We start from the raw sequence: 22,718 nt of genomic DNA, 5'->3' as shown, positions 1-22,718 counted from the left end.
TAAGCAATTACACCACCCACTCTAGCAATAAATAATTATTTCTGTGCTTCTTTAACTTTCACAACATCATCCTTACTGATAGGCGCTGTACCACTTCCCCAACTCCCTCTTACATAATTAACCACATTAGCCATTTCATCAGCTGACATTGAATCTTTATATGCTGGCATTCTAAAGGAAATATTACCCTTGGTTTGCGGTGTTTGCGCACCTTGATAAATAACCGAGATCAATGACGCTGGATCTTTCGCCGTGACTATTGAGTTATTCACTAAAGAAGGTACGGTAAAATCTTTACCTTTACCGTCATCACCATGGCAGGTCGAACAATACATTGAATAGAGTGTTTTCCCATCCGTCGGTGAATAATTTATTGAACCATCTTTTGCAACAGGCGTTGAATTTTTATGGTTGAAATTCAGCAAATAAAAGGAAATAGCATCTAAATCACCATCGGTAAGATATTGCGTACTTTGCGTAACGACTTCACTCATTGGCCCCGAAATTGCTCCATGCTGGCTTCTTCCCACCCGCAGAAGATCTTTTAATTCCTCCGATGGCATCGAGATATTTCGTAGTGATGGCGCATACCAGCCATCAATCGTTGCACCACTAAGATAAATATCGCTGGCTCCATTATAGGCTTTTTCCTCCATTGAGACGCCTCTTGGGGTATGACAGGCACCGCAATGGCCTGGACCTTCAACCAAATATGCACCTCGGGCCAGTAACTCTTTATCCTGCTCCGTAGTTTTTGGCGCTGTATTATCAGGATGAGCATCCTCAACATATAACCAATTCCAGATATGCAGTGGCCACCTGGCGGAGAGCAGCCATGGAATATCATTCTCTTTATTTTTCACGTCAGCGGCGGGAACCTCTTTCATGAAATAGTCATAGAGATCGTGGATGTCTTTATCGGACATTCTGGCATACGACGGATAAGGCATTGCGGGATAGAGTGGATGACCATCTTTCGCAATCCCCTGCCTTACTGCCTTCTCAAAATCTTCATACGAATACTGACCAATGCCGGTGGTTTTATCTGGCGTAATGTTAGTAGCGTAAATATTCCCAAGCGGCGTGGAAAATTGTTTCCCTCCCGCCATCGGTTGGCCACCTTCGGCGGTATGGCAAGCCACACAGTCCGAGACCTTTGCCATGTATTCACCCGCTGAGATAGCCGCTGCATGGCCGGTATATAAAATGCATCCGATAGCTAATAAAGTCTGTTTCATGTCAGCTCATCCCATCGCCTTGAGTTCATTGACCGCGCGCCACGCCTGGTCAATCGCGGTATGCGCATAGGCGTCCCAATCTGAATCGGAGTTAGCAATCGCGATTCGCCCGATAGGCTTACGCGCCCGCTTAATAATTTCCGGCATCTTATCCATATCATCGAACAACGCGCTGGCGTAATAAGCGTAGCCATGAGCCCAGCGGTTCACGGTTATAGCGGTGATATCCCGTTCATGGTCAAACCCGGTTTGCCCCAACATTTCCTGAAGCTGTTCGCGGATCATCTTTTCATGAGCATCAAAAGTGGTGCCAAGTAAATAAGCTCGCCCCTGGCGGAACTGTTCACGGGCACTCATTTTGCTGCCCGGGTATGTGGGCACATAAACCATGTGCAGGCACATAGGTTCATCCGGATTTTGCGGGTGGTGATAACTGCCCATGCTCACCGGATAGTCGAGCTTCACGCGGCTGTAAGGGGCCGCAGGAGAATAGAATTCGTGGATACCGAGTTTGGTAAAAGCATGCCAGTTCTTGACCACCACATTGGTATATACCAGCGGCGCTTTGACGTTCAGGCGCAAGTCAGCCTTTTGCTCTTCCGGGGTTTCAGGCACCAGATACGGGATCATCATGTTATAGCCCGCCATGATGGCCTTACGCCCTTTGACGCGATGCGCTTTGCCGTCATTAACGTAGGTCACGACTACGCCATCATCGGTATTGGCCGCATTAATCACAATGCTGCTCAGGCGAATGCGGGTGCTGTTCTCTTTGTTGTCGAGTTTTTGATAATTCAGCCTGGAGGTGATGGAGTCTTCCATCGTGTTGCCAGGTAGCGCTTCAGGCACCAGGTGCCTGACTATCAAACGAGCCAGGCCCGCATTACCATCCGGTAAATGATAGACATAAGGCTCTTCCAAATCGGCAAGGGATTCTTCATCAAGAGGAGGCAGGCCCATTTTGTCCATTCCCGGCAATGCGCAAGTGCGCGCATCACCACAACTCACGCCTTCAATGCCGATAGCAAAGAAGTCATTGGTGCGCTGTTGGAAATACATGATGGCCATTTTGCTCAGACCCACTTTCTCCACCAGGAAATCGCGGTAGCTATGGGTGTCCATCCATTCGGTTTTCTCGTCTACCGACATCCCTTTCAGGTAATCCTGCGGATTGACGTACAAATCCAGAATGGCTTTGCGGTCGTTCTCACTTAACGGGAAATCATTGATAAATGCCTCAAGGCTGCGGCCATTGAGTCTGTCTGGCGGGATATCATCGGCGACTGCGCGCCCAGGATCGCCGCCGACAATTTTGGTTTCACCGAAGTTCTTTTTATCGAAGAAAACCCCACGGCTCAGATTTAAGTCGGGGTAAAAATTGACCTCAAAGCTCTGCTTCATGCGCGCTATGCTAACGCCAACCTTGGACATCAGGCCATTTACCACCGGGCTGAAGTTACGCGTTGGCGACTGAAAGGCTTCGCTACCGCCGTAACCAATGATTTTTTTGCCACCGACGTTAAATTCATTGCGCTTCGCGTGGCCGCCAAAATCATCATGATTATCAAGCACCAGCACTTTGCTCTCTTTACCCATCAGGTCGTGCCAGAAACTGGCTGCCGCAAGGCCGCTTAACCCGCCGCCGACAATAACCAGATCGTACTCTTCTTCAATCGGAAGATGGTCTGTGCTGAATTTTTCATGGTCACGGCCAATTGCGTGCGCCATCTCGAATGAACCGGGATGGTTACCGCGCAATCCGGTAAGTTGGGGCGGATAGTAATCCTCCCCGATAACCGCGCGAGCATTACCGGCAGCTTTGGCAAGGTCAAGAGGTGTTAACCCTGCAGCAATAGTGATGGCAACTCCGTTGAGAAAATCACGTCTGGTTATGGACATAAAAGACCTTACTTATTTAGCCTGTGGTTTTAATTCTTCATCCAGTTTCCTGGAGTCGTAGTAATCGCCTTGCCATGTAATCTTGCCGTTATTGACGATGATATAGCTGACGCCTTCAAATTTAATCGGGTTATTGGTAGCCGGGCTGCCAGCCCACTCACCACTATTTTTACCGCTAAACTCCCAGCGGAAGGCGATGGTGTCGTGGTCATAGACTGGCTTGCTGGTCATTTTCCATGTCAGGTCCGGTACGGCTTTAATAAAAGCACCTATAACGTCTTTTTCCGCGTTTGCCTTCCCGTTAACTGGCGTGCCATTTGCTGCATCGTAATAAACCACGTCTGAGGCTAAATATTGTGCAGCTTTTGCCGAATCATGGGCGTTCCAGGCGGACATATAATCTTTAACCACCGTCAACGGGGAAACATCCGCCAGCGCCAGATTTGAGAATAGAGCGAAGGAGAGTACGGCAACTTTTATTGCTTTCATTTCATCACCTTAATATTAAGAGTCAGAGGTATCGCACATAATGTGTTTCACACGGGTGTACTCATCCAGCGAGTAGGATGACAAGTCCTTCCCGTAACCGGATTTCTTGAAGCCGCCATGGGGCATTTCAGCGCACAGCGGAATATGGTTGTTAATCCACACCGTGCCAAAATCGAGACGCATGCTGAAGCGTTGGGCGCGGCCGTGATTACTGGTCCAGACACTGGATGCCAGGCCATACTCCACGTCGTTGGCCTTATCCAGCGCCTCTTCTTCTGAGGAGAATTTCTGTACGGTCATCACCGGGCCAAAGACTTCGTGCTGGATAGCTTCGTCGCGTTGCTCAAGCCCGGAAATAATCGTCGGTTCAAAATAAAAACCAGGGCCAGCACCAGGCTTACCACCGGTTTCGATTTTGGCGTGCGCCGGTAATCGGCTAATAAAGCCTTTAACCTGCTCTAACTGATTGCGGCTGTTCAGTGCGCCGTACAGCGCATTCTTATCTTCAGGCACGCCGAATTTGATCTCGCGGGTTTTGCTTACCAGCTTTTCGAGGAATGATTCATAAATCGAATCTTCAATCAGAATGCGCGTCGCCGATGTGCAATCCTGGCCTGCGTTGAAGAAGCCCGCGGTGGTGATGATTTCGACCGCTTTATTAATATCGGCATCGGCAAAAACGATAACCGGTGCTTTGCCGCCAAGTTCGAGGTGAGCCTTGGTAAGGTTTGCTGCAGCAGATGCCGCTACCTGTAAACCTGCGCGAACCGAGCCGGTAATTGAAACCAACGACGCTTCTGTGCTCGATACCACGAGAGAGCCGGTTTCTGCTTTGCCAAGCAGCACGTTAAACGCGCCCTGTGGGAAAATTGGTGCGGCAAGTTCTGCCAGAATTAACGTACTGATAGGCGTGGTATCGCTAGGTTTAAGCACCACGGTGTTCCCCGCGGCCAATGCCGGGGCAATTTTCCACACCGCCATCATAAACGGGTAGTTCCACGGCGTGACCTGGCCGACAATCCCTAACGGCTCGCGGCGAATAGTTGAAGTTAAACCGGGGGTATATTCGTATGAGGCTTTGCCTTCAAGACATCGCGCCGCACCAGCAAAGAAACGCAGTGCATCGCAGGATGCTGCGATCTCTTCCTTTTCGATAAAGTGGCGTAACTGCCCTGTTTCCTGACTTTGCGCTTGCGCGAGTCGGTCCACATTGTGTTCAATCGCGTCGGCCAGTTTTAACAGTGCCAGCTGTCTTTGGGACGGGGTGGAATGTTTCCAGACGGCAAACGCGCTTTTCGCTGCGCTATAGGCCTGATCTACCTCGCTACGGCCTGCACTTGGCGACAGCGCGTAGGTCTCTCCGTTGACCGGGCTGACCAGCTCAAAGAGGTTATCCTCCGAACCTGCTACATATTGCCCATTGATAAAATGCTTCAGGATGTTCATTACGCTCTCCGCTCGTTAAAACATAAACTATATTATGTAATATGTTTTATACGGCGCGAGTTCAATAACATTTTACTAACAATATGATATACATCCCATTTCGAAGTGATATTTTAATGTGCAATTGCGCAGCGTTCATAAAGCGCGATGGAAAGGTTCAAAACGAGCGACACATGTTGCATGTGGACCAGCATCAACACTTAAGCATTCCTTCATTAACAAGGGGTTGTATGCTATGTTCAGTGAACTATTTAAAGGATTATCTCACCAGGGAAAATTATGATTACTCATGCGGTGATATTCGCGCCAATAGGCCAGGCCAGCCGTTCCGATCAGATAGTTCAGCGTCTTTCAAATGCCATTATTACCGGGTTGCTTGAGGCAAATGAGCAATTACCGAATGAAGCCGACCTCGCAAAAATGATGGGGGTTTCGCACATCACCATCCGCGAAGCGTTAAATACGCTGCGTGCCAACAACTTAATTCACACTGTTCGTGGGCGTAATGGCGGCAGTTTTGTTTGCGAGCAAGTCTGGGAATTCAGTAATACCCTTAATCCATTTAAGACCCTAAGTACCGATTACTTGTCGGATTTAGGTGAAATGCATTGCGCTATTATTAGCCACAGCACACGTCTGGCATCGCGTCGTATGACGAACGCAGATATCACTCGCCTACGTGAATTTGTTGAAGTACTCAATTCTGCGACATCACCTGAAGCACGCACTCAGGCTGATATGCGTTGTTTGTTAGCTATAGCCGCCTGCTCTCAGTCAGCGCGTCTCGCTAACCAGGAGCTCATTTTGCAGTCCGAATGGTCGTCACTGGTGGCTATTTTATTCCGTTCAGAAAACATCCACCGTGAGATTGTTGAGCTATACACCACGTTAATTAACACGCTGTCTTCACACAATGAATCCGAGTCAGTTAACATCGCCAAAAAGCTAATCGATACGTTTACTTTCTATCTGATAGAAAATAAATTGAAATACAGTGCAAACTGACAAACTATAAAAATAGGCATAAATATGCTATTAACAACATCACTCCATGCCCTAACCCAAAAAATTGATAGCATCATTAACTCCACCATTGAATCCACCGGTTTACTTGCCCGCAATATTGAAACTTCGCTGGCAGAAATTGAGGATGTTAATCTGGAGCATTTGCTTGAGCCTTCCGTCAGAAAAACCATTCAGGAACACATCAAAGCGACCTTAAACAGTAATATTTACTGCTCCGGTGCTGGTTTTGCCAGCCATATCGAAGGCTCAGGAAGTAATAAAGAGTTTTGGCTGCTCGAGTGGTGGTATAAGAAAGCTGATGGTGTAAAACAGGTGAATCTTGATTTAGACCAGGCCACGCAACAGCGTCTGGATTTCAGAACCTTTGAGTGGTTTAAGCAAGCCCCAGCTGTCGGAAACGCATTTATTCATGGCCCCTACGTCGACTATATTTGTAATACTTCTTACACCATCACCAGTGCTGTACCAGTTTATTTTAATCAGCAATTCTTAGGAGTGGCTGCAATAGATTTGCTGGTCAGTCGTGTTGAGGATGAGTTATTACCTTACGCCGCTGATAATAAAGTCATTCTGACCAACAAAGACAGCAGGATTGTTTTTTCAACACATCCTCGTTTCCGGGTGGGCGATTTGCTGGATATCAGTGTGGCGAAGATTGTCTTTGAGAATGATTACTTTAATTTGTATCAAGCTAAATAAATTTAGGGTGGATTAGCATGTAGCGCTACTCCACCCTATAAATACACATGTATTAGTTCTGTTCAGCGCTTAGCTTTTGCGCATACTCAATCGCATCATTTTCTGGTGCGTTCGAACGGCCAAACGGCTTAGTGATGAACATGTAAAGCAGTCCTGAGATGATGACAATCGCAAGCCCCACCAATACCGTCCAGCGGTCAATAAAGCTTTCTCCTGCAGCCGGTTGCGCCAGTAACCAAATACCGCACAAGCCATAGGCTAACGCCAGAACGTTTACGATTAATCCCCATGAACCCACAGTCCACTCACCTGCTGGTTTCCAACCTTTCAGGCGTTGACGCAGTGCCGCCAGTACAACCATCTGGAATGAAATATAGATTCCAATAACCGCGAAGGCCGTGATACGCGCCAGGCTATCCGGCTGGAAGTAGACCCAGACACAGATAATCACTGGTAATAAACAACTCACCATCATGGCGTTATCCGGCACGCTATGTTTAGAGATTTTGGACATCCACTCGCTACCCGGCAGCATCTTATCGCGGGAGAAGGAGAATATCAGACGGCTTAATGCAGCCTGAAGGGACAGAATACAAGAGAGCATGGCAATAATAGCGACAACAATAAAGATGGTTGCACCTGTCTCACCCAGCGCCTGGTTCAGAATCATTGGAATTGGGTCAGCAATTTTACCGTTCACAATATTAATCAAGTCCGGGGATGAGAGCAGATAACCCAGAATCGAAATCACCGCGGATATTGCGCCAAAGACAATACTCAGAATCATGGCGATTGGAATCTTCTTACCTGGGTTTTTAACCTCTTCAGCCACGTTACCGCAAGCTTCAAAGCCAAAGAACATAAACAAACCCATCAGCGATGCAGACATAAACGCAGTGGTGTAATTACCATCGGATGCCAGAACACCCATTGAGTCAAATACCACAGAGAATGGCTGTGAACGGTGGAAGATTAACAGATAGATACCTAACGCAATGACGCTGACTATTTCACACCAGAAGCCAATTTTGGCGACACGGGCTAAATTCTTCGTCCCGGACATATTCACGCCCATCATTATCAGCAGCAGCACGACAGATGTGAGCATCATGTTGCCTGCACTGGTTGCGTAGTGAAATAACGACGCAACAAAGGTGGAGGTGTATTCAGCGATAGAGGTAATGGTGACGACTAAAGCCCACAGGTAAATCCAGGCTGCAATCCATGCATATTTTTTCCCCCATAACCTTCTTGCCCATGGGTATAACCCGCCGGTAATTGGATATTGGGATGCAACTTCACCGAATACCAGTGCCACCAGCAGCTGGCCACAGGCAACGATAAGAATCCACCAGATCGCCGGTGGCCCGGCAAGCGTTACCGCCAGCGCAAACAGCGAGTAAACCGCTGTCAGTGGTGAGAGGTAGGTAAATCCCAGCGCGAAGTTAGACATCAGCCCTATCGAGCGGTTGAATTGCTCGCCTTTAACTGGCTGATGTTGCAGATTTTCTTTGTCTGTCGTCTGTTCCATATCTTTTCTCTTTATGTGGCATAAGGGCAGGCAGTGTTCATATTTTATAAAACATAATATGTTATATGTATACGCCTAATGTCACATAATTGTTAAGATCGTGAGCATGATTGCAACATTCGCAGGTGAGCAGTTATTTGGGGCAATCTGGGGTGAAAAGATCAGAGGAAAAGTCGGCTGTCGCTTGCGCTAATCCGATCTATGGTGCGCAGAAGTAACCCAAAATAATTCGTGTTAAAACAAACCCCAGTCACTTACACAAGTAAGTGACTGGGGTTGTGAGTGCAACCAACGCTGCTGCTGCGCGAACTATGAAGGGCTTAGAGTTTCACGCAGACGTATTTCATTTCTAAGTATTCATCAATACCAAAGCGGGAACCCTCACGGCCGAGACCTGATTGTTTAATCCCGCCAAATGGCGCCACTTCATTGGAAATCAACCCGGTATTCACTCCCACCATGCCATATTCCAGTGCTTCCGGAATTTGCCATTGGCGTTTCGCATCACGGGTAAAGATATAAGCTGCCAGGCCAAATTCCGTGTCATTGGCGTAATTCACTGCTTCATCATCAGTTTCAAATTTAAATAGCGGAGCAACCGGGCCGAATGTCTCTTCTCTGGCAAAACGCATCTCTTGCGTGACATTTGCCACGACCGTTGGCGAGAAGAAATTCCCACCGGAAGCATGTTTTTGCCCACCCGTTAACACCGTGGCCCCTTTATCCAGAGCATCGCTAATATGAAGCTCAACCTTCTCAATCGCTTTAGCATTAATGAGTGGCCCCTGAGTGACCCCATCATCCATGCCGTTACCGACTTTCAGAGCCTCAACCGCTTTGACCAACTCAACACTCAGTGCCTGATAAATTCCGCTCTGTACGTAGATACGGTTAGCGCAAACGCAGGTCTGGCCGCTATTACGGAACTTGGACGCCATGATGCCTTTAACGGCAAGATCGATATCAGCATCATCGAAAATGATAACCGGTGCGTTCCCACCCAGTTCAAGCGACAGTTTCTTAATCGTTGGTGCACATTGCGCCATCAATAAGCGCCCTGTCTCGGTTGAACCCGTGAAGCTGAGTTTACGAACGGTGGCGTTGCGACATAGCTCGCCACCAATCTCTTTTGCATCACCCGTGATGACCTGCAATAACCCTGCCGGTAGACCAGCTGTTTCTGCCAGTTTCGCCAGTGCCAGTGCGGTTAACGGTGTTTGCTCGGCCGGTTTGACGATAATTGCACAACCCGCCGCGAGTGCCGGAGCTACTTTGCGGGTAATCATCGCCGCCGGGAAGTTCCATGGCGTAATGGCTGCACAAACGCCAATCGGCTGTTTGGAGACGATAAAACGCTGATCGGCACTGGTAGGCTGCAACAAGACGCCATCCACCCTTTTGGCTTCTTCAGCAAACCAGGTAATAAACGAAGCAGCATAGTTAATTTCACCCCGCGCTTCAGCAAGCGGTTTGCCGCCTTCGAGGGTAATCAATCGGGCTAGATCTTCGCTATTTTCGTGAATCAGGCTCACCCAACTGTGCAGAATTTTGGCGCGACTTGCCGCAGTCTGTTTTTTCCACTCTTTTTGCGCGACTTCAGCCGCAGTAATTGCCTGCGCAGTCTCGGCCTGCCCCATAAAAGGAACCTCGGCGATTTTCTCGCCTGTCGCAGCATTCAAAACTGGAGCTGTTTTACCAGACAGTGCATTACTCCACTCACCATCAAGCGGACAGGTAGTTAGCAGCAAGTCTGCATTGTTTAATTCAATCATCTGTAGTCTCACAATTGCGTCGCGTTCTTAATAATATCTAATGCCTGGTCAAACTGAGCATCCGGAATAGTAAGCGGATAGAGGAAACGAATCACATTGCCATTTTGGCCGCAGGTCAGTAGCAGTAACCCCTGCTCTAATGCTCGTTTTTGAATCTGCTGGGCAATAGCGGCAGATGGCTCACCTGTTGATGGGTCATAAAACTCAGCGGCAATCATCGAACCCAACCCGCGAATTTCAGCTAATGCTGGGCAATTCTCTTTAATATCAAGCAAGGTTTTTGTCAGACGCTCACCTAATGTGTCAGCACGTTGGCACAGTTTTTCTTCCGCAATCACATTCAGCACCGCATGAGCCGAAGCAATCGATAGCGGGTTACCTGCGTAAGTACCACCCAGACCGCCAGGTGCTGGTGCATCCATGATTTCCGCTCTACCCACCACACCTGATAGTGGCATACCACCAGCCAGGCTTTTCGCCATGGTCATGAGATCGGCTTGATGCGCGTAATGGTCCATGGCAAACATTTTACCGGTACGGGCAAATCCGCTTTGTACTTCATCGGCAATCATCACAATGCCGTGGGTATTACAAATCTGACGAATCGCAGCCACAAATTCAGGTGGCGCTACATTAAAGCCCCCTTCGCCCTGCACTGGCTCAAAGATAATCGCTGCAACCTGGGTGGCTTCGATATCGGACTTGAACAGTCGCTCAATGGCTTTCACCGCATCATCAGTCGAAGTACCGTTCAGCTGCGACGGATACGGCACATGATAAATGGAGCCAGGGAAGGGCCCGAAGCCGATTTTATAGGGAGCCACTTTGCCGGTTAACGCCATAGTCATATAGGTACGACCGTGGAAGCCACCGCTAAAAGCAATCACGCCAGGGCGGCCAGTATGGGCACGGGCGATTTTTACGGCGTTCTCAACTGCTTCAGCGCCGGTGGTGAAAAATGTCGTTTTCTTAGGCCCAAAAATCGGAGCCACTTTGTTAATTTTTTCCGCCAGTGACACATAACTTTCGTAAGGAACAATCTGATAAGCGGTATGCGTAAATGAATGGAGTTGCTGCTCAATGGCCTGTACCAGGCGCGGGTGGCGATGGCCGGTGTTCAACACAGCGATACCCGCTGCAAAATCGATATATTGCTTCCCTTCTACATCCGTGATGGTGCTATTTTCTGCCGTCTGGGCAAAGAAATTACACATCACACCTACTCCACGTGGAGTAGCAGCCAGACGACGTTGATGGAGTTCGTTATTACTCATTTTTTTATCCCTCGCACACAAAACAGATTTACAGGTTGAATTACGAGATCCATTTAGACAGTATCTGGTACCTGAATCGAGTGCCAAATCGTTTTATTATTAGGATCCAAATGCGTTCACTTGCCGTAGATGTGATTAAGCAGGCATTTAGCCAGACACCTGCCGAGAAACTTCATAAGAAACTTTATGTTGCGATATGTAATTGCATTCTTGAGGGGAGTCTTCGTCCGGCCACGCGGATGCCGCCTTCGCGCGATTTGGCCAGCGAATTGGTGCTGTCGCGTAATACGGTTTTGCGGGTCTACGAGCAGTTGCAGGCTGAAGGCTATATCTCGACGCGCACCAGCAGCGGCACTTTTGTCACCGAAAGTGTGCTGGATAACCTCAACACACAAGTTGCGAGAACAATCCAAACCTCCCAACCTGAAGACCGCTCGAGCCTGTCGCTACGCGGCCTTGAACTGCTTGAGAACGCCAGTGCCAGCCCTGCACAATGGGGGGACTTTATTCCTGGCGTGCCCGATGTAAACAGCTTCCCGCATCGGACTTTTAAGAAGATTTATGACCGTATTTCCAGGCGCTTAAACCCCGAATACCTGACTTACGATGCGGTTGGTGGGCTGGAGGATTTAAAGGCTGCGCTATCAGATTATCTGCGTACCGCGCGCGGTGTGAAATGCTCAACCGATCAAATATTGATAACCGAAGGTATTCATCAGGCGCTGGATTTAGTCACTCGTACGTTGTGTAACCCAGGTGATCATGCCTGGATTGAAGAACCCGGTTATTGGGGAATTAAAAATATCTTACGCATGAACGCCGTGAGTATTTCAGCACTTGAGGTCGATGACCAGGGCCTGGTTCCGCAAGCATCGCCGGCTGAAAAGCCGAAATTGATTTTCGTCACCCCTTCGCATCAATACCCACTGGGTTCAGTAATGAGTTTACCGCGTCGCCAGTTATTACTTTCCCAGGCGCGGGAGTTCCACAGTTGGATTGTAGAAGACGATTATGACAGCGAGTTTCGTTTCTCAGGCCAGCCCATTCCTTCGCTTCAGGGGCTCGAAGAAGATAGCCCGGTTATTTATATCGGCACCTTCAGTAAAACTCTATATCCCGCGCTACGACTGGGTTACGTGGTGTTACCCAAACCCTTAGCCGCCCCGTTGAAAAAGGTACATAACGAGCTATACCGTAGTGGCCATCAGGTCATACAGGCAGCCCTGGCTGAATTCATCAAAGAAGGATATTACGCCGCGCACATTCGCAAAATGCGTCAGTTATATAGCAAACGCCGCAACCAACTGGTTGAGTTAATTAAGCAGCATTTGGGTGAAGAATATCTGGGCTATTTCAACAGCAATGCCGGGCTGCATCTGATTATTCAACTTCCGCCCGACGCAGATGATATGCAGATTGCAAAACAGGCGAATGCAGAAGGCATTTTAGTCAGGCCATTGTCCCGCTATTACTTTAATCAACAGAAATCCAAAGGGTTATTAGTTGGGTTTGCCAGCATCAAAGATAGCGATATGCTCCCGTCATTTGTACGTCTGGCAAATATCATTAAGCAAAAGTACTGACCTGCCACTCCGGTTTTATGTGCAAAGATATTGAATCTCGATATTGTTATGTTATAACATTCTTTCATTATCTGAAACACCAACGGAGAGACTGATGACCGCACGGATTACCACCATGGTTCTTAGCATGGGCATGTTACTGAGTAGCGCAAATGCATTTGCACACAGCCATACGCATGGCACCCCCCTATCTGAAGCAGAGCGCAAAGCCAGCGAAGGCGTATTTGAAAATAAACAGGTGAAGGACCGCGCATTAAGCGATTGGGATGGGGTGTGGCAGTCAGTCAATCCTTATCTGTTAAACGGCGACTTAGATGTGGTGATGGAGAAAAAAGCGCGCAACGACAGCAGCAAAACTGCGGCGCAATATAAAGAGTATTACAAGAAAGGCTATGCCACTGATATTGATATGATTGGCATCGAGAATAACGTCATCGAATTCCATCGCGGTGACACGGTAAACTCCTGCCAGTACACTTACGCAGGTCATAAAATCCTGACTTACACTTCAGGGAAAAAAGGTGTGCGCTATCTGTTTGAATGCAAAGACAGCCAATCAAAAGCACCTAAATACGTGCAATTTAGCGACCATATTATCTCCCCGCGTAAATCCGAACATTTCCATATATTCATGGGTAATGATTCACAACAATCCTTACTTAATGAGATGGATAACTGGCCGACGTTTTACCAATACAACTTGTCCAAAGAACAGGTTGTCCATGAGATGCTTGAGCACTGATTGTTTATCAATTTCACACCACCTCGCATATTGATTTACCTGCGGCCATCATCTCCAGATGGTCGCAAACCCTTTCCCCGAACGATTAATGTACGTAATTAAAACAACAGTTCAGTAATGCGACATAATCGGCTTTCACAATCTCTCGTTCCGCTACAATTAATGCCATTCACAGATTCAAGCAATGAGCTTTTCACGGACAATAAACTCAAAAACCTGCAGGAGTAGCTAATGAAGCAACCTCGTTTTAGTGGTGTTATCCCCCCGGTTCCCACATTGTTTGATGCGCATGGTGAATTTGATGGTGTCGCACAGGCAATGTTAATTGAACACCTGGTCTCATCGCCTGTTAATGGCCTGTTCTTTCTCGGCAGCGCCGGGGAATTTGCCCATATGTCTGAAGCACAGCGGGCACAGGTTGCAGAGTTTTGTATAAAGAAGGTTGCAGGTAGAAAACCCGTTTTGATAGGGATTGCCCACTGTGGCACGCAACAGACTATTGATGCCGGGCTTCATGCCCAAAAACTGGGTGCCAGTGGCGTGGTAGTGGTCAACCCGTGGTACAACCCATTAAGTGATGCAAATCTGCTGAGTCATTACAAAACCATCGCCAGCGCGCTTGAGTTGCCAATTCTTCTGTATAACTTCCCCGCCCTGACAGGCCAGGCTATCCCGGTGCATGTTATTCGCGAGCTGGCGCTAAGCTGCCCAAATATTGTCGGGCTAAAAGATACCGTTGATACCTTGTCCCATATTCGTGAAACCATCCACGCAGTGAAAGCGGACAGACCCGACTTTGCGATATTCGCCGGTTACGATGAATACCTGCTGGGAACATTGATCCTTGGTGGTGATGGCTGCATCCCTGCCAGCGCGAACTTCGCCCCGCAACTGACCTGTGGGATCCTTGATGCATGGCGCAAACAAGATCTTTCCCGGGCCATTGAATTGCAACAATCGCTGTCCTGGATACCACCGCTTTATAGTATGGACTTGCCGTTTTACAACGCGGTGAAATATGCCCTGCGCCTGGTAGGCCTGAATATCCCGGTGTATTCGTTGCCACCTGCCACGCCGTTAACTGAAGATATGAAGGTTGAAATAGAAAATATTCTTAATCGGGCGGGAGTCATTAACACTCAGGGAGAAGCGCTGAAGTAACGCTTATAACCGCGGTCAGCAGTGGGCTGACCGCAAGCTGGACACCTTAATCAACCCAAAACTTCAAGTGCACGACAGGCAATCACATCACTACAGGTAGAGATGCCGGACGAGTCGAGTCTGGGAGACAGTGACTTCTATCCGGCATAGTTTTTATTATCCAAGTTTGGGTAAGATATTAAACATATTTCCAAACCAACAAAAAATCACAACCACCCCAAAGACAATAACCACAGCGGGAATGACTCGGCCACCCCAAACTGTAAAGATCTGCTCAGGAAACTTTTTCCTTGATTTTAATGCAAGAATGGCAGGAATGATGACCGCCCAGATTGTTGCACAGAGTCCGGCACCGCCTATGCCATAAATAAAACCATTAGGGAAAATCAGATATAATAGTGCCGGGGGTAGAAAAGTGAGTAATGTTGTTTTAAGCCGACCGATATGTGAGTTATCAAATTTAAATAAGTCAGCCAGAAAATCGAACAACCCTAACGTGACGCCAAAAAAGGAGCTTGCTACAGCCAGGTTAGAAAAAAGAAGTAAACAAAACTCAATCATACCGCTTTGGTTTGTTCCGAGGAATGAACCTACCAAAGAGTCAACATTCCCACCTGAGGCAATAATCCCTTTGAAATTATCACGTGAGATGTTACCCATCGTACAGTACAACCAAAACAGATAGACAATCAGAGCAAGTAAAGAACCAAAGACAATACTTTTTATTAATTTATCTTTTTTCTTTCCGTAACAGATGATAAGGCTAGGAATATTGCCGTGAAAACCGAAGGAGGCCAGACATACAGGTAGCGCCATAAAAATATAAGGGAAGTATGATTGCATAACCTCACCACCCTCACCTGTGCCACTTAATATCGAATAATCCACCTGAAAGAAAAGTGAACCAAAGACAATAACAAAAGCAATTATTTTTATGCCGAGAAATAGAGAGGTAATCCTGCTGGCCGCAAGCGAACTAAACCATAAGACACAAGCAACAAAAACAGCTGTAGAAATCCCTATAACCCTCGGGTTCATGTTAACCCCAGAATTCATTCTAATGGTTTCACTAATAATCGCACCATTTGCCGAAATATAAGCATACGTTAATATATACAAAACAAAGGCAACAGTGATTCCACTTACAATATTCCATTTATTACCAATTAGATCTTTTGTGATCGTGTTAAAACTAGAGCCTACGGGATAGTTTAAGTTAGCCTCTAATAGCAACAAACCGGAATGCAGCATTGAAAACCAAGATATTATTAATATAAATGCGCCCCAAAAAACCAGGCTCCGGCAAGATCAACCGGCAAAGCAAACATTCCCCCACCAATTACGGTTCCTGCAATAACCATAATTCCCCAAAAAGATGAATGCTTGGTACTGGAGTTATCTTCCATATGGCCTCCTATTTAATGTTATTTTTCTTTATCTATATACCTTCAAGCAGAAAAAGAATGGCCACGGGAAATGTGACCATCCCAGGTAGATTGTAATTAATTAAATTTCTTTGAGCTTAGCGGTAAAGTGGCGTAATACTTTTGGTTCGTATGTAAAAGTTAATCCCTTAATATTAACTGCATTTTCTTTTACATGACTGAAGGCTTCAATTATGAAGTCCATATGTGATTGGGTATAGGTTGCCCGCGGAATGGTTAAACGGAGCAGTTCTGCCGGACATGGTAATTGCTCGCCTGTTTTAGGGTCTCTGCCCAGTAAGAATGAACCGATTTCAACTGCACGAATACCTGCAACCTTGTATAGCTCACAGGCAAGTGCCTGAGCCGGGAACTGTTCTGCAGGGATATGCGGCAGTAATTTACCCGCATCAACAAATGCAGCATGGCCACCCGCCTGCTGGCAGGTAACACCGATAGCTTCAAGGCCGTCTACCAAATATTGAATCTGCGCGATGCGATAAGCCAGCCAGTCTTGATTCATGCCATCACGGAGCCCTACTGCAAGGCGCTCCATTGCGCCGCCTTCTAAACCGCCATACGTTGGGAAGCCTTCCTGGACAACACAAAGCGTTCTGCACTCGGTATAAACATCAAAATAATTATCGTCTTTGATACAGAGTAATCCACCCATTGGAACCATGGCGTCTTTCTTCGCAGACATGGCTAACATATCGGCATATTTATATGTTTCCCGGGTAATTTCCTCTATGCTCCAGTCCTTATAGCCAGCTTCTCTTTGCTGAATAAAATAGGCATTTTCAGCAAAACGTGCTGAGTCCATGACTACCGGAATGTCATATTTTTTAGCAAGCTGATACATCGCCTTCAGGTTTGCCATTGAAACAGGTTGCCCACCAGCAGAATTACAGGTGATTGTAGCAACAATATAAGGAACATTACTGGCCCCGACTTCATCAATTCCTTTTTCTAACCCTTCGAGATCAAAATCACCTTTAAAGTCATAGCGAGCGGAGGTATCAAATGCCTCTTTGATATAAACATTACGCACGGTACAACCGTTTATTTGACTGTGCCCTTGGGTGGTGTCGAAGAAATAGTTTGAGAACGCAACCATTTTGCTTCTGCCCAGCCCTTTTTCCTGCTCGCGCTTTTTGATTAATACAGGAATATAAATTTGCTCTGCACCACGCCCCTGGTGAGTAGGAATAGTGTGCTGGTAGCCAAAAATATTTTTAACCGCATCGGCTAAGGCATAATAACTTCTGCTTCCACTGTAGGCTTCATCGCCACGCATCATTGCAGCCTGCATATTCTGGGTAATAGCACCCGTACCACTGTCTGTCAGTAAATCAATAAAAACATCTTCACTGTCGAGCAAAAATGGATTCATACCTGATTTTATAATGGCATTTTCACGGTGTTCACGGGTAGTGCGTTTAACAGGCTCGATGACACGAATACGGAATGGCTCTGGCAAATGTTTGAAGTTATTCATTGTAAAATCCTTAATCATATTTATATATAGCAGGACCCGCAGTCATTCACCTATTATGAATGGCTGTCATAAGCTGTATGTATCCCTTAATGGTATTATGCCGCACAAACATAGGCAGAATTACCGCCATAACCCTAAACTTTGCCAGATAAAGGCAAATAGGAAATCAGGCGTGAGTATTTCGCCAACAGGACATAATCATTTGGGGCATGCGAAACAAAACAGATGACGCAGTATCTGCGCTTGTTTATATCGCATTAATCAGGAGGGGTACTAGGGGCGATGGTTGACGATAATGGTGTCAATGTTGAACCACTTAGAGATTGCATATGAATTAATTACGATAATCATAATAAATCAACTCTCGTTAAACATAATAATACATTATTGCAATGGATATATTTGTCTAATAGTAATGAGCTTATCTGTGAGTTAAATCACCATAAATTAAACTTATTGAGGTTTAAATTATAACTGCACCGCAGTCTCAGCAATTAATTCAAGCCTCAGCCCAGATTTTACTTCAATCGCACAAAAACGCTTTCAACGGTAAATCATGGCTATGCGAGCGCGCACGGATCTGGGCCAGTAGTACTTCTGCTGTCGCCACCGCGTCGCACAATGCATGATGTGCCGGATAGTCAGGAAGATGGTAATCACGGCGAATACTCGATAGCCGCAAGTCATTCTGCATGCGTCTTGCCGCTTGCTGATGACGTCGTTCAAGCTCCAGCGTATCAATCCACAATAAGGGCAGCCCTTCCCGCCCGTAACGCGTAAATAGCCAGGCGTTAATAAATGCCCGCTCAACCATTCGGCCATGAACCACTGCCACTCGCCCCGTAAGGCTCGCGAACAAAGCCTCCATTGCTTCATCCTGGGCAATGCCCTCGCGCAGCATTTCCGGGGTGATGTGATTGATAATCGCGCTACGCGCATTCACTGGATTGCCGGTGGAAATATAGTGGTGCTGCGCGCTCGCAAGCACGATTTGCCCTTTTTCGGCAACCACACTGCCAATCGACAAAATACAATCCGTAGTGGCGTCAAGCCCGCTGGTTTCAAAATCAAACACCAACCAGGGAACATCAGTTACGGTCGCGTTGAAATCCGGCAATGGGGTTTCTAATAGGCGTTTCAATGCATGACTCAGGCCTGGCACACGCAGCCACTGCTCGCGCTCGGTCTGCAAACGATTTTCTCGTGAAGGCGGAAAAATACGCGATAGAAAACTCATTATTACCCCTTCACAAACAGCATACGGGCCAGCTCTTGTTGGCGGGCAATAATTCGAAAGGCATCTTTCAGATGCTTTCGCTCAAAGCTGCCAAACTCACGCGGATCAATCTGGTTATCGGGGGTAATACCTTTACGCAGCTGCGACAACTGGTGGTTAAAACGCAGCCGGGTTAAAAAATGAAAAGCATCAATGATGTCAGTACACCCACCGGGTGACATTAATCCTTTATCTCGTGCGGCACGGAAACGCGCTTCGGTGTTGGTTTCACTGCTCCCTGCTGCCAGCGCGTATATCCGCGACAAGTCGATGATAAGCGTTAGTGCAAAGCGTTTGATGTTAAGTGTCTTACTGTCGTTGCCACTTTTTTCCAGCACCAGATTGTTAAAGATACCAAGTGGCGGCGAAGTATTGGCCGAATCACGGGTGAGTGAACGTAAGAAGCCAGGATGAGCCGCAATATCGTTCAGCAAGGATTGCTGGAATGCATCATGCAGCCAGGTGTTGCCGTAAAATGCGCGCGTTTCCAGAAATACTGTGGCATTCAATAGCTGCGTATATTCCGGGTTAGTGACCCATTTGCGAATACAGGCTTGCCATACCGACAGCGGCTGGCACCAACGGCTCTCAGAAGCCATAAAATGGCCTGTGCATAATGGATAGCCACACTCATCAAGCCCCAGGCAAACAAATCGGGCAAAGCGTAAAAACCACATTTGCTCTTCAATACCTGCATTGTCGGGCAAAATAATCGCGCTATCCTGGTCGGAATGAACATGAACTTCATTTCGGGAGTGCGAGCCTGCAACTATCCATGAGAATTCACAAGGTGGCTCGCCAAACTCGCTCAGGGCAAGTTCAATTAACCTGCGGGTGAAGGCATCCATCAGCATCGACATCACCATTTCAACCACGCCACTGCGCAAATTCCCCTCCACCAACGCTTCGAATATTGCCTGGCGTTCAACTTTAAGAACGGCTAGTTCATCGACAGATTGGCAGTGGTTAATACGCTCGATCAGGAAAATGGCCTGCACGCGATGATGCTGCACCAAATGCGAAGCCGTCAGTAGGCCAACTGGTTTTTCACAATCAACTACCGGCAAGCTACTGACACCGTGGCGCATCATCAGCGCCACCGCATGCATCACCAGATCACCAGATGAAACAGTTATCGGTGCAGCGGTCATCACATCCCTAACCGGGCGTGAAATATCAAAACCTTCCGCCACTACGCGTCGCGTCATGTCCCGGTCACTGATGATGCCAATGATTTTATCATCATCCATTATCACTGCCGTTGAGCAGCGATCGACCCAGCGCATCTGCCTGGCCGTTTCTTGTATGGACGTTCTAGCATCAACGACGGAAATCGTGTTGCTCGCTAGATCCGCAACCTTACGCACAAACATACCTTTGTCTTCATCGCTCCATACGACGTCCATCGCGCAATTCAGGCGTTCATGAGCGTTAATCGAAAAGTGTGTCGCGTATTGGGGATATTTTTGCAGCATCGATTTCAACACGCTGTGTGGGATTTGATAGAGCAGCGTGTTTTCGATAGCAGTGACGTTGTAACAATCTTCAGGGTTACCCGGAATCCCTTCAAGGAAGGTGAAACCAAACAAGTCTTCTGGCCCCAGACGGGCACGTAGCACCCCATCGCTCCAGCGTTGCTCAAGCGAACCGGTACGTACGATGTAGAGATAGCGCTCAACAGCCGCAATATCGAAAGGCAGCGTCTCGCCAACCGCCAGATAGCTAATGCTGATGGAGCGCGCGATTTCATTTTGCGCCTCCACCGGGAGCGTGTTAAGTGGCGAAACATGTGCAATAAAATCGCAGATATTAGGCAATAACGGTTCCATCGTCATACTCAGTCCTAAAATTGAAATCATGTTTTATAATATATGCTACTGGTTAGCTTTAAGCATATAACATTCAGCTTGTGAATTATCATTGCAGACCCTGTTCTTGACCCACTTAACACTTAATGATGTCAATCAGTTACATCAGCATTGAATTGTGAATCAAGCGATGTAAAATTGAAGTTACTATGTATAAGCAGTGTGAATAATTCTTCAGATTCCTGGATTTCTTCTTCGCCATTTTTACCTCCTCCCGGCGACCAGGTTTGAATCATATTTTCAGGGAAAGTTACGATGAAATTGCGAAGCCTGTTGATCCTTGCTGTTGTTGCCACTGTAGTGGGTTGTAAAGCACCGCCGCCAAAAATGACGGACGATACTATCGTGACTAGTGAAATCAATGGCGTCACCCTCACACACCGTTACGCTGTAGCCGCGCCACAAGAGTTTACCCCAGTTAACGCCAGTTATCGGGCACTCTATCCGGGCTCTATTTTGAGCAAGCCGGATTTTGGTGGGAAAGTGATAAGTACCCTTGAAAACGGACAAAGTTATACCGTGCTTGGCGAGGTCGAGAACAAATGGCTCGCGATTGCAGAGCAAGATAAACAAGAAATGTTGGGCTATGTTCCTGCACGCGCTCTGGTCAAAAGTGAATTGTATGCCCAGGCGCTAAAAAAAGATCGCCCACGTCCGCGTAAGGCTTCTAAGAAAACGACTTGTGTTGCCGTCGATGACGCTAGCAAAGCCTGTCAGAACGCTAACAGCGGCACCTGGATTATTGATTAATCAAAGGCATTTTGTGTCACGGCCTTTTATTTAATATTGCTCGGCTAACAAGGATTTCTATGAAACTCTGGCTTTCGGGTCTGGCGCTGTTGCTGGCATCTACAACCGTATGGGCTGGGAACTATCGTATCGTTCAGTCTCCTTCGCAAAAGCTGGATGTCTGGATAGATGATGTGCAAAACAACACGCCACAGAGCTGGTGTGCTACTGAACTCCCCTTACGAATCGTAGCCAATGGCGATAAAAATCCGTCTGTGCTCAACGTTTTTATGCCGCGTCTTGGCACCTTGCTGGAAAGCCAGTGTAGCTCTGTTCAACTGGTGAGCTGGAAACTGGAAGATCCGCAAGGCCAGACGCTTGCCGTCGGCACTGCGACCAAAAACAGTGATTGGGCAGTCATTATTGCGCCGGTAGTTTCAGGTGAACCAAACACACTGCCACTTTCCAATGAGAGCTCGCCTTTAGCAGACCGCACGCCATGGCAAGAGTTTACGTTGCAGGATGGCTGCCATCTGCGCACCTTCTGGCAAGGTGACGCCAATGCTTCGGCAATGTTTATCCCCAACGGGAAATGTGAAAACGGCGGCTGGCTGAATGGACGTAGTGAAATCATTCAAAGCGGTATTCACGGTGAAAAACGCAATGAAATGACCTTCGTGCATGGTTTCCCGGTCAGTGGGCTGAGCGCCGATGCGGGTTCTGACAGCCTGCTTATCACAAGCTTGAACAATGAACGCATGGTCGTCAGTAATGAACACGCGCCGCAGAGCTGGATGATTTTGCCCTATAACTCCGAGCTAAATGGCTGGCAAGCCACCGGAACCGTGGCTGTTGAAGTTCCGCGTGAAATGACGGTTGATGAGGCTGGAATTCAGGCGCGATTAAACCAAGTACGCAAAGTATGGTCGGCATGGCTTGCGCCAGATACGCCTATTACCTTGCTGTTGATTGACTCCCTGCGTCCGCAATTGCGTGATCCGGCGGTGGGCGCATGGCGCGCCCAGAAATAACCTGTGAACATTCGTCGATTTCGTGCAGAGAA

Annotated in this window: 17 protein-coding genes and 1 pseudogene; 7 read left to right on the top strand and 11 right to left on the bottom strand. The window is 47.5% G+C overall.

The window, feature by feature from the left end; genetic code table 11:
* Positions 1-35: 35 nt before the first annotated feature.
* Genes EDF88_RS00500 through EDF88_RS00485 form a run of 4 tightly spaced genes read right to left on the bottom strand, consistent with a single transcriptional unit; the run spans position 36 to position 5,072 of the window.
* Positions 36-1,238 carry a cytochrome c gene (locus EDF88_RS00500; protein WP_134182170.1) on the bottom strand — a complete coding sequence of 401 codons (1,203 nt, stop codon included), beginning with the start codon at positions 1,236-1,238 and terminating at the stop codon, positions 36-38.
* A 6-nt stretch (positions 1,239-1,244) separates the two neighbouring features.
* Positions 1,245-3,137, bottom strand: a complete 1,893-nt coding sequence (locus EDF88_RS00495) for an NAD(P)/FAD-dependent oxidoreductase (protein WP_134182168.1) — start codon at positions 3,135-3,137, stop codon at positions 1,245-1,247.
* A 12-nt stretch (positions 3,138-3,149) separates the two neighbouring features.
* Positions 3,150-3,626, bottom strand: a complete 477-nt coding sequence (locus EDF88_RS00490) for an ester cyclase (RefSeq protein WP_134182166.1) — start codon at positions 3,624-3,626, stop codon at positions 3,150-3,152.
* A gap of 15 nt (positions 3,627-3,641) precedes the next feature.
* On the bottom strand, positions 3,642-5,072 hold the full coding sequence (locus EDF88_RS00485; protein ID WP_134182164.1) for a gamma-aminobutyraldehyde dehydrogenase: 1,431 nt from the start codon (positions 5,070-5,072) through the stop codon (positions 3,642-3,644).
* 279 nt (positions 5,073-5,351) lie between these two features.
* On the opposite strand from EDF88_RS00485, the gene EDF88_RS00480 reads away from it, so the two are divergent.
* Positions 5,352-6,077, top strand: coding sequence for a GntR family transcriptional regulator (locus EDF88_RS00480; RefSeq protein ID WP_134182162.1), 726 nt, complete (start codon positions 5,352-5,354; stop codon positions 6,075-6,077).
* A gap of 24 nt (positions 6,078-6,101) precedes the next feature.
* Entirely contained in the window at positions 6,102-6,797 is a 696-nt protein-coding gene (locus EDF88_RS00475) for a cache domain-containing protein (RefSeq protein WP_134182160.1), read from the top strand.
* Between the two features lie 52 nt (positions 6,798-6,849).
* On the opposite strand, the gene EDF88_RS00470 is transcribed toward EDF88_RS00475, so the two are convergent.
* The 3 genes from EDF88_RS00470 to puuE all read right to left on the bottom strand — a co-directional run bounded on the left by EDF88_RS00470 (position 6,850) and on the right by puuE (position 11,374).
* Entirely contained in the window at positions 6,850-8,328 is a 1,479-nt protein-coding gene (locus tag EDF88_RS00470) for an APC family permease (protein ID WP_134182158.1), read from the bottom strand.
* Positions 8,329-8,648: 320 nt separating this feature from the next.
* Complete coding sequence (locus tag EDF88_RS00465; RefSeq protein WP_134183205.1) at positions 8,649-10,097, bottom strand: NAD-dependent succinate-semialdehyde dehydrogenase; 1,449 nt, start codon at positions 10,095-10,097, stop codon at positions 8,649-8,651.
* An 11-nt stretch (positions 10,098-10,108) separates the two neighbouring features.
* On the bottom strand, positions 10,109-11,374 hold the full coding sequence (gene puuE / locus EDF88_RS00460; RefSeq protein WP_134182156.1) for a 4-aminobutyrate transaminase: 1,266 nt from the start codon (positions 11,372-11,374) through the stop codon (positions 10,109-10,111).
* Between the two features lie 110 nt (positions 11,375-11,484).
* On the opposite strand from puuE, the gene EDF88_RS00455 reads away from it, so the two are divergent.
* The 3 genes from EDF88_RS00455 (at position 11,485) to EDF88_RS00445 (ending at position 14,860) form a co-directional block, all read left to right on the top strand.
* Positions 11,485-12,957: a PLP-dependent aminotransferase family protein gene (locus EDF88_RS00455; RefSeq protein WP_134182154.1), complete on the top strand. Its 1,473-nt coding sequence runs from the start codon at positions 11,485-11,487 to the stop codon at positions 12,955-12,957.
* Between the two features lie 94 nt (positions 12,958-13,051).
* Complete coding sequence (zinT, locus tag EDF88_RS00450) at positions 13,052-13,699, top strand: metal-binding protein ZinT (RefSeq protein ID WP_064511817.1); 648 nt, start codon at positions 13,052-13,054, stop codon at positions 13,697-13,699.
* Between the two features lie 231 nt (positions 13,700-13,930).
* Complete coding sequence (locus EDF88_RS00445; RefSeq protein WP_134182152.1) at positions 13,931-14,860, top strand: dihydrodipicolinate synthase family protein; 930 nt, start codon at positions 13,931-13,933, stop codon at positions 14,858-14,860.
* Between the two features lie 156 nt (positions 14,861-15,016).
* Here the strand turns inward: EDF88_RS00445 and tnaB are convergent.
* The 4 genes and pseudogenes from tnaB to EDF88_RS00420 form a co-directional block, all read right to left on the bottom strand.
* A pseudogene (gene tnaB / locus EDF88_RS00440) lies at positions 15,017-16,266 on the bottom strand (low affinity tryptophan permease TnaB).
* 100 nt (positions 16,267-16,366) lie between these two features.
* Positions 16,367-17,782 carry a tryptophanase gene (gene tnaA / locus EDF88_RS00435; RefSeq protein ID WP_134182150.1) on the bottom strand — a complete coding sequence of 472 codons (1,416 nt, stop codon included), beginning with the start codon at positions 17,780-17,782 and terminating at the stop codon, positions 16,367-16,369.
* Between the two features lie 523 nt (positions 17,783-18,305).
* Positions 18,306-19,019 (bottom strand): exonuclease domain-containing protein, encoded by a 714-nt coding sequence (locus tag EDF88_RS00425; protein ID WP_134182148.1) that lies wholly within the window; start codon positions 19,017-19,019, stop codon positions 18,306-18,308.
* A gap of 2 nt (positions 19,020-19,021) precedes the next feature.
* Positions 19,022-20,893, bottom strand: a complete 1,872-nt coding sequence (locus EDF88_RS00420) for a putative nucleotidyltransferase substrate binding domain-containing protein (RefSeq protein WP_134182146.1) — start codon at positions 20,891-20,893, stop codon at positions 19,022-19,024.
* Between the two features lie 288 nt (positions 20,894-21,181).
* Between EDF88_RS00420 and EDF88_RS00415 the strand changes: the two genes are divergently transcribed.
* Together EDF88_RS00415 and EDF88_RS00410 are read left to right on the top strand one after the other, a co-directional pair.
* Positions 21,182-21,676 (top strand): SH3 domain-containing protein, encoded by a 495-nt coding sequence (locus EDF88_RS00415; protein ID WP_134182144.1) that lies wholly within the window; start codon positions 21,182-21,184, stop codon positions 21,674-21,676.
* A gap of 59 nt (positions 21,677-21,735) precedes the next feature.
* Positions 21,736-22,686: a hypothetical protein gene (locus EDF88_RS00410; protein ID WP_134182142.1), complete on the top strand. Its 951-nt coding sequence runs from the start codon at positions 21,736-21,738 to the stop codon at positions 22,684-22,686.
* Positions 22,687-22,718 lie beyond the last annotated feature (32 nt).

The sequence above is a fragment of the Buttiauxella sp. BIGb0552 genome (assembly GCF_004366275.1).
Taxonomy (GTDB): domain Bacteria; phylum Pseudomonadota; class Gammaproteobacteria; order Enterobacterales; family Enterobacteriaceae; genus Buttiauxella; species Buttiauxella gaviniae.
The sequence above is the reverse complement of the archived record's forward strand: the minus strand, read 5'-3'. Positions and strand labels throughout refer to the sequence as shown.

Excerpts from the sequence above, each read along its gene's own strand:
- EDF88_RS00500 (WP_134182170.1), bottom strand. The coding sequence starts at position 1,238 with ATGAAACAGACTTTATTAGCTATCGGATGCATTTTATATACCGGCCAT.
- puuE (WP_134182156.1), bottom strand. The coding sequence starts at position 11,374 with ATGAGTAATAACGAACTCCATCAACGTCGTCTGGCTGCTACTCCACGT.
- EDF88_RS00480 (WP_134182162.1), top strand. The coding sequence starts at position 5,352 with ATGATTACTCATGCGGTGATATTCGCGCCAATAGGCCAGGCCAGCCGT.
- EDF88_RS00485 (WP_134182164.1), bottom strand. The coding sequence starts at position 5,072 with ATGAACATCCTGAAGCATTTTATCAATGGGCAATATGTAGCAGGTTCG.
- zinT (WP_064511817.1), top strand. The coding sequence starts at position 13,052 with ATGACCGCACGGATTACCACCATGGTTCTTAGCATGGGCATGTTACTG.
- EDF88_RS00415 (WP_134182144.1), top strand. The coding sequence starts at position 21,182 with ATGAAATTGCGAAGCCTGTTGATCCTTGCTGTTGTTGCCACTGTAGTG.
- EDF88_RS00490 (WP_134182166.1), bottom strand. The coding sequence starts at position 3,626 with ATGAAAGCAATAAAAGTTGCCGTACTCTCCTTCGCTCTATTCTCAAAT.
- EDF88_RS00410 (WP_134182142.1), top strand. The coding sequence starts at position 21,736 with ATGAAACTCTGGCTTTCGGGTCTGGCGCTGTTGCTGGCATCTACAACC.
- EDF88_RS00475 (WP_134182160.1), top strand. The coding sequence starts at position 6,102 with ATGCTATTAACAACATCACTCCATGCCCTAACCCAAAAAATTGATAGC.
- EDF88_RS00495 (WP_134182168.1), bottom strand. The coding sequence starts at position 3,137 with ATGTCCATAACCAGACGTGATTTTCTCAACGGAGTTGCCATCACTATT.
- EDF88_RS00445 (WP_134182152.1), top strand. The coding sequence starts at position 13,931 with ATGAAGCAACCTCGTTTTAGTGGTGTTATCCCCCCGGTTCCCACATTG.
- EDF88_RS00425 (WP_134182148.1), bottom strand. The coding sequence starts at position 19,019 with ATGAGTTTTCTATCGCGTATTTTTCCGCCTTCACGAGAAAATCGTTTG.
- EDF88_RS00470 (WP_134182158.1), bottom strand. The coding sequence starts at position 8,328 with ATGGAACAGACGACAGACAAAGAAAATCTGCAACATCAGCCAGTTAAA.
- tnaA (WP_134182150.1), bottom strand. The coding sequence starts at position 17,782 with ATGAATAACTTCAAACATTTGCCAGAGCCATTCCGTATTCGTGTCATC.
- EDF88_RS00420 (WP_134182146.1), bottom strand. The coding sequence starts at position 20,893 with ATGACGATGGAACCGTTATTGCCTAATATCTGCGATTTTATTGCACAT.
- EDF88_RS00455 (WP_134182154.1), top strand. The coding sequence starts at position 11,485 with ATGCGTTCACTTGCCGTAGATGTGATTAAGCAGGCATTTAGCCAGACA.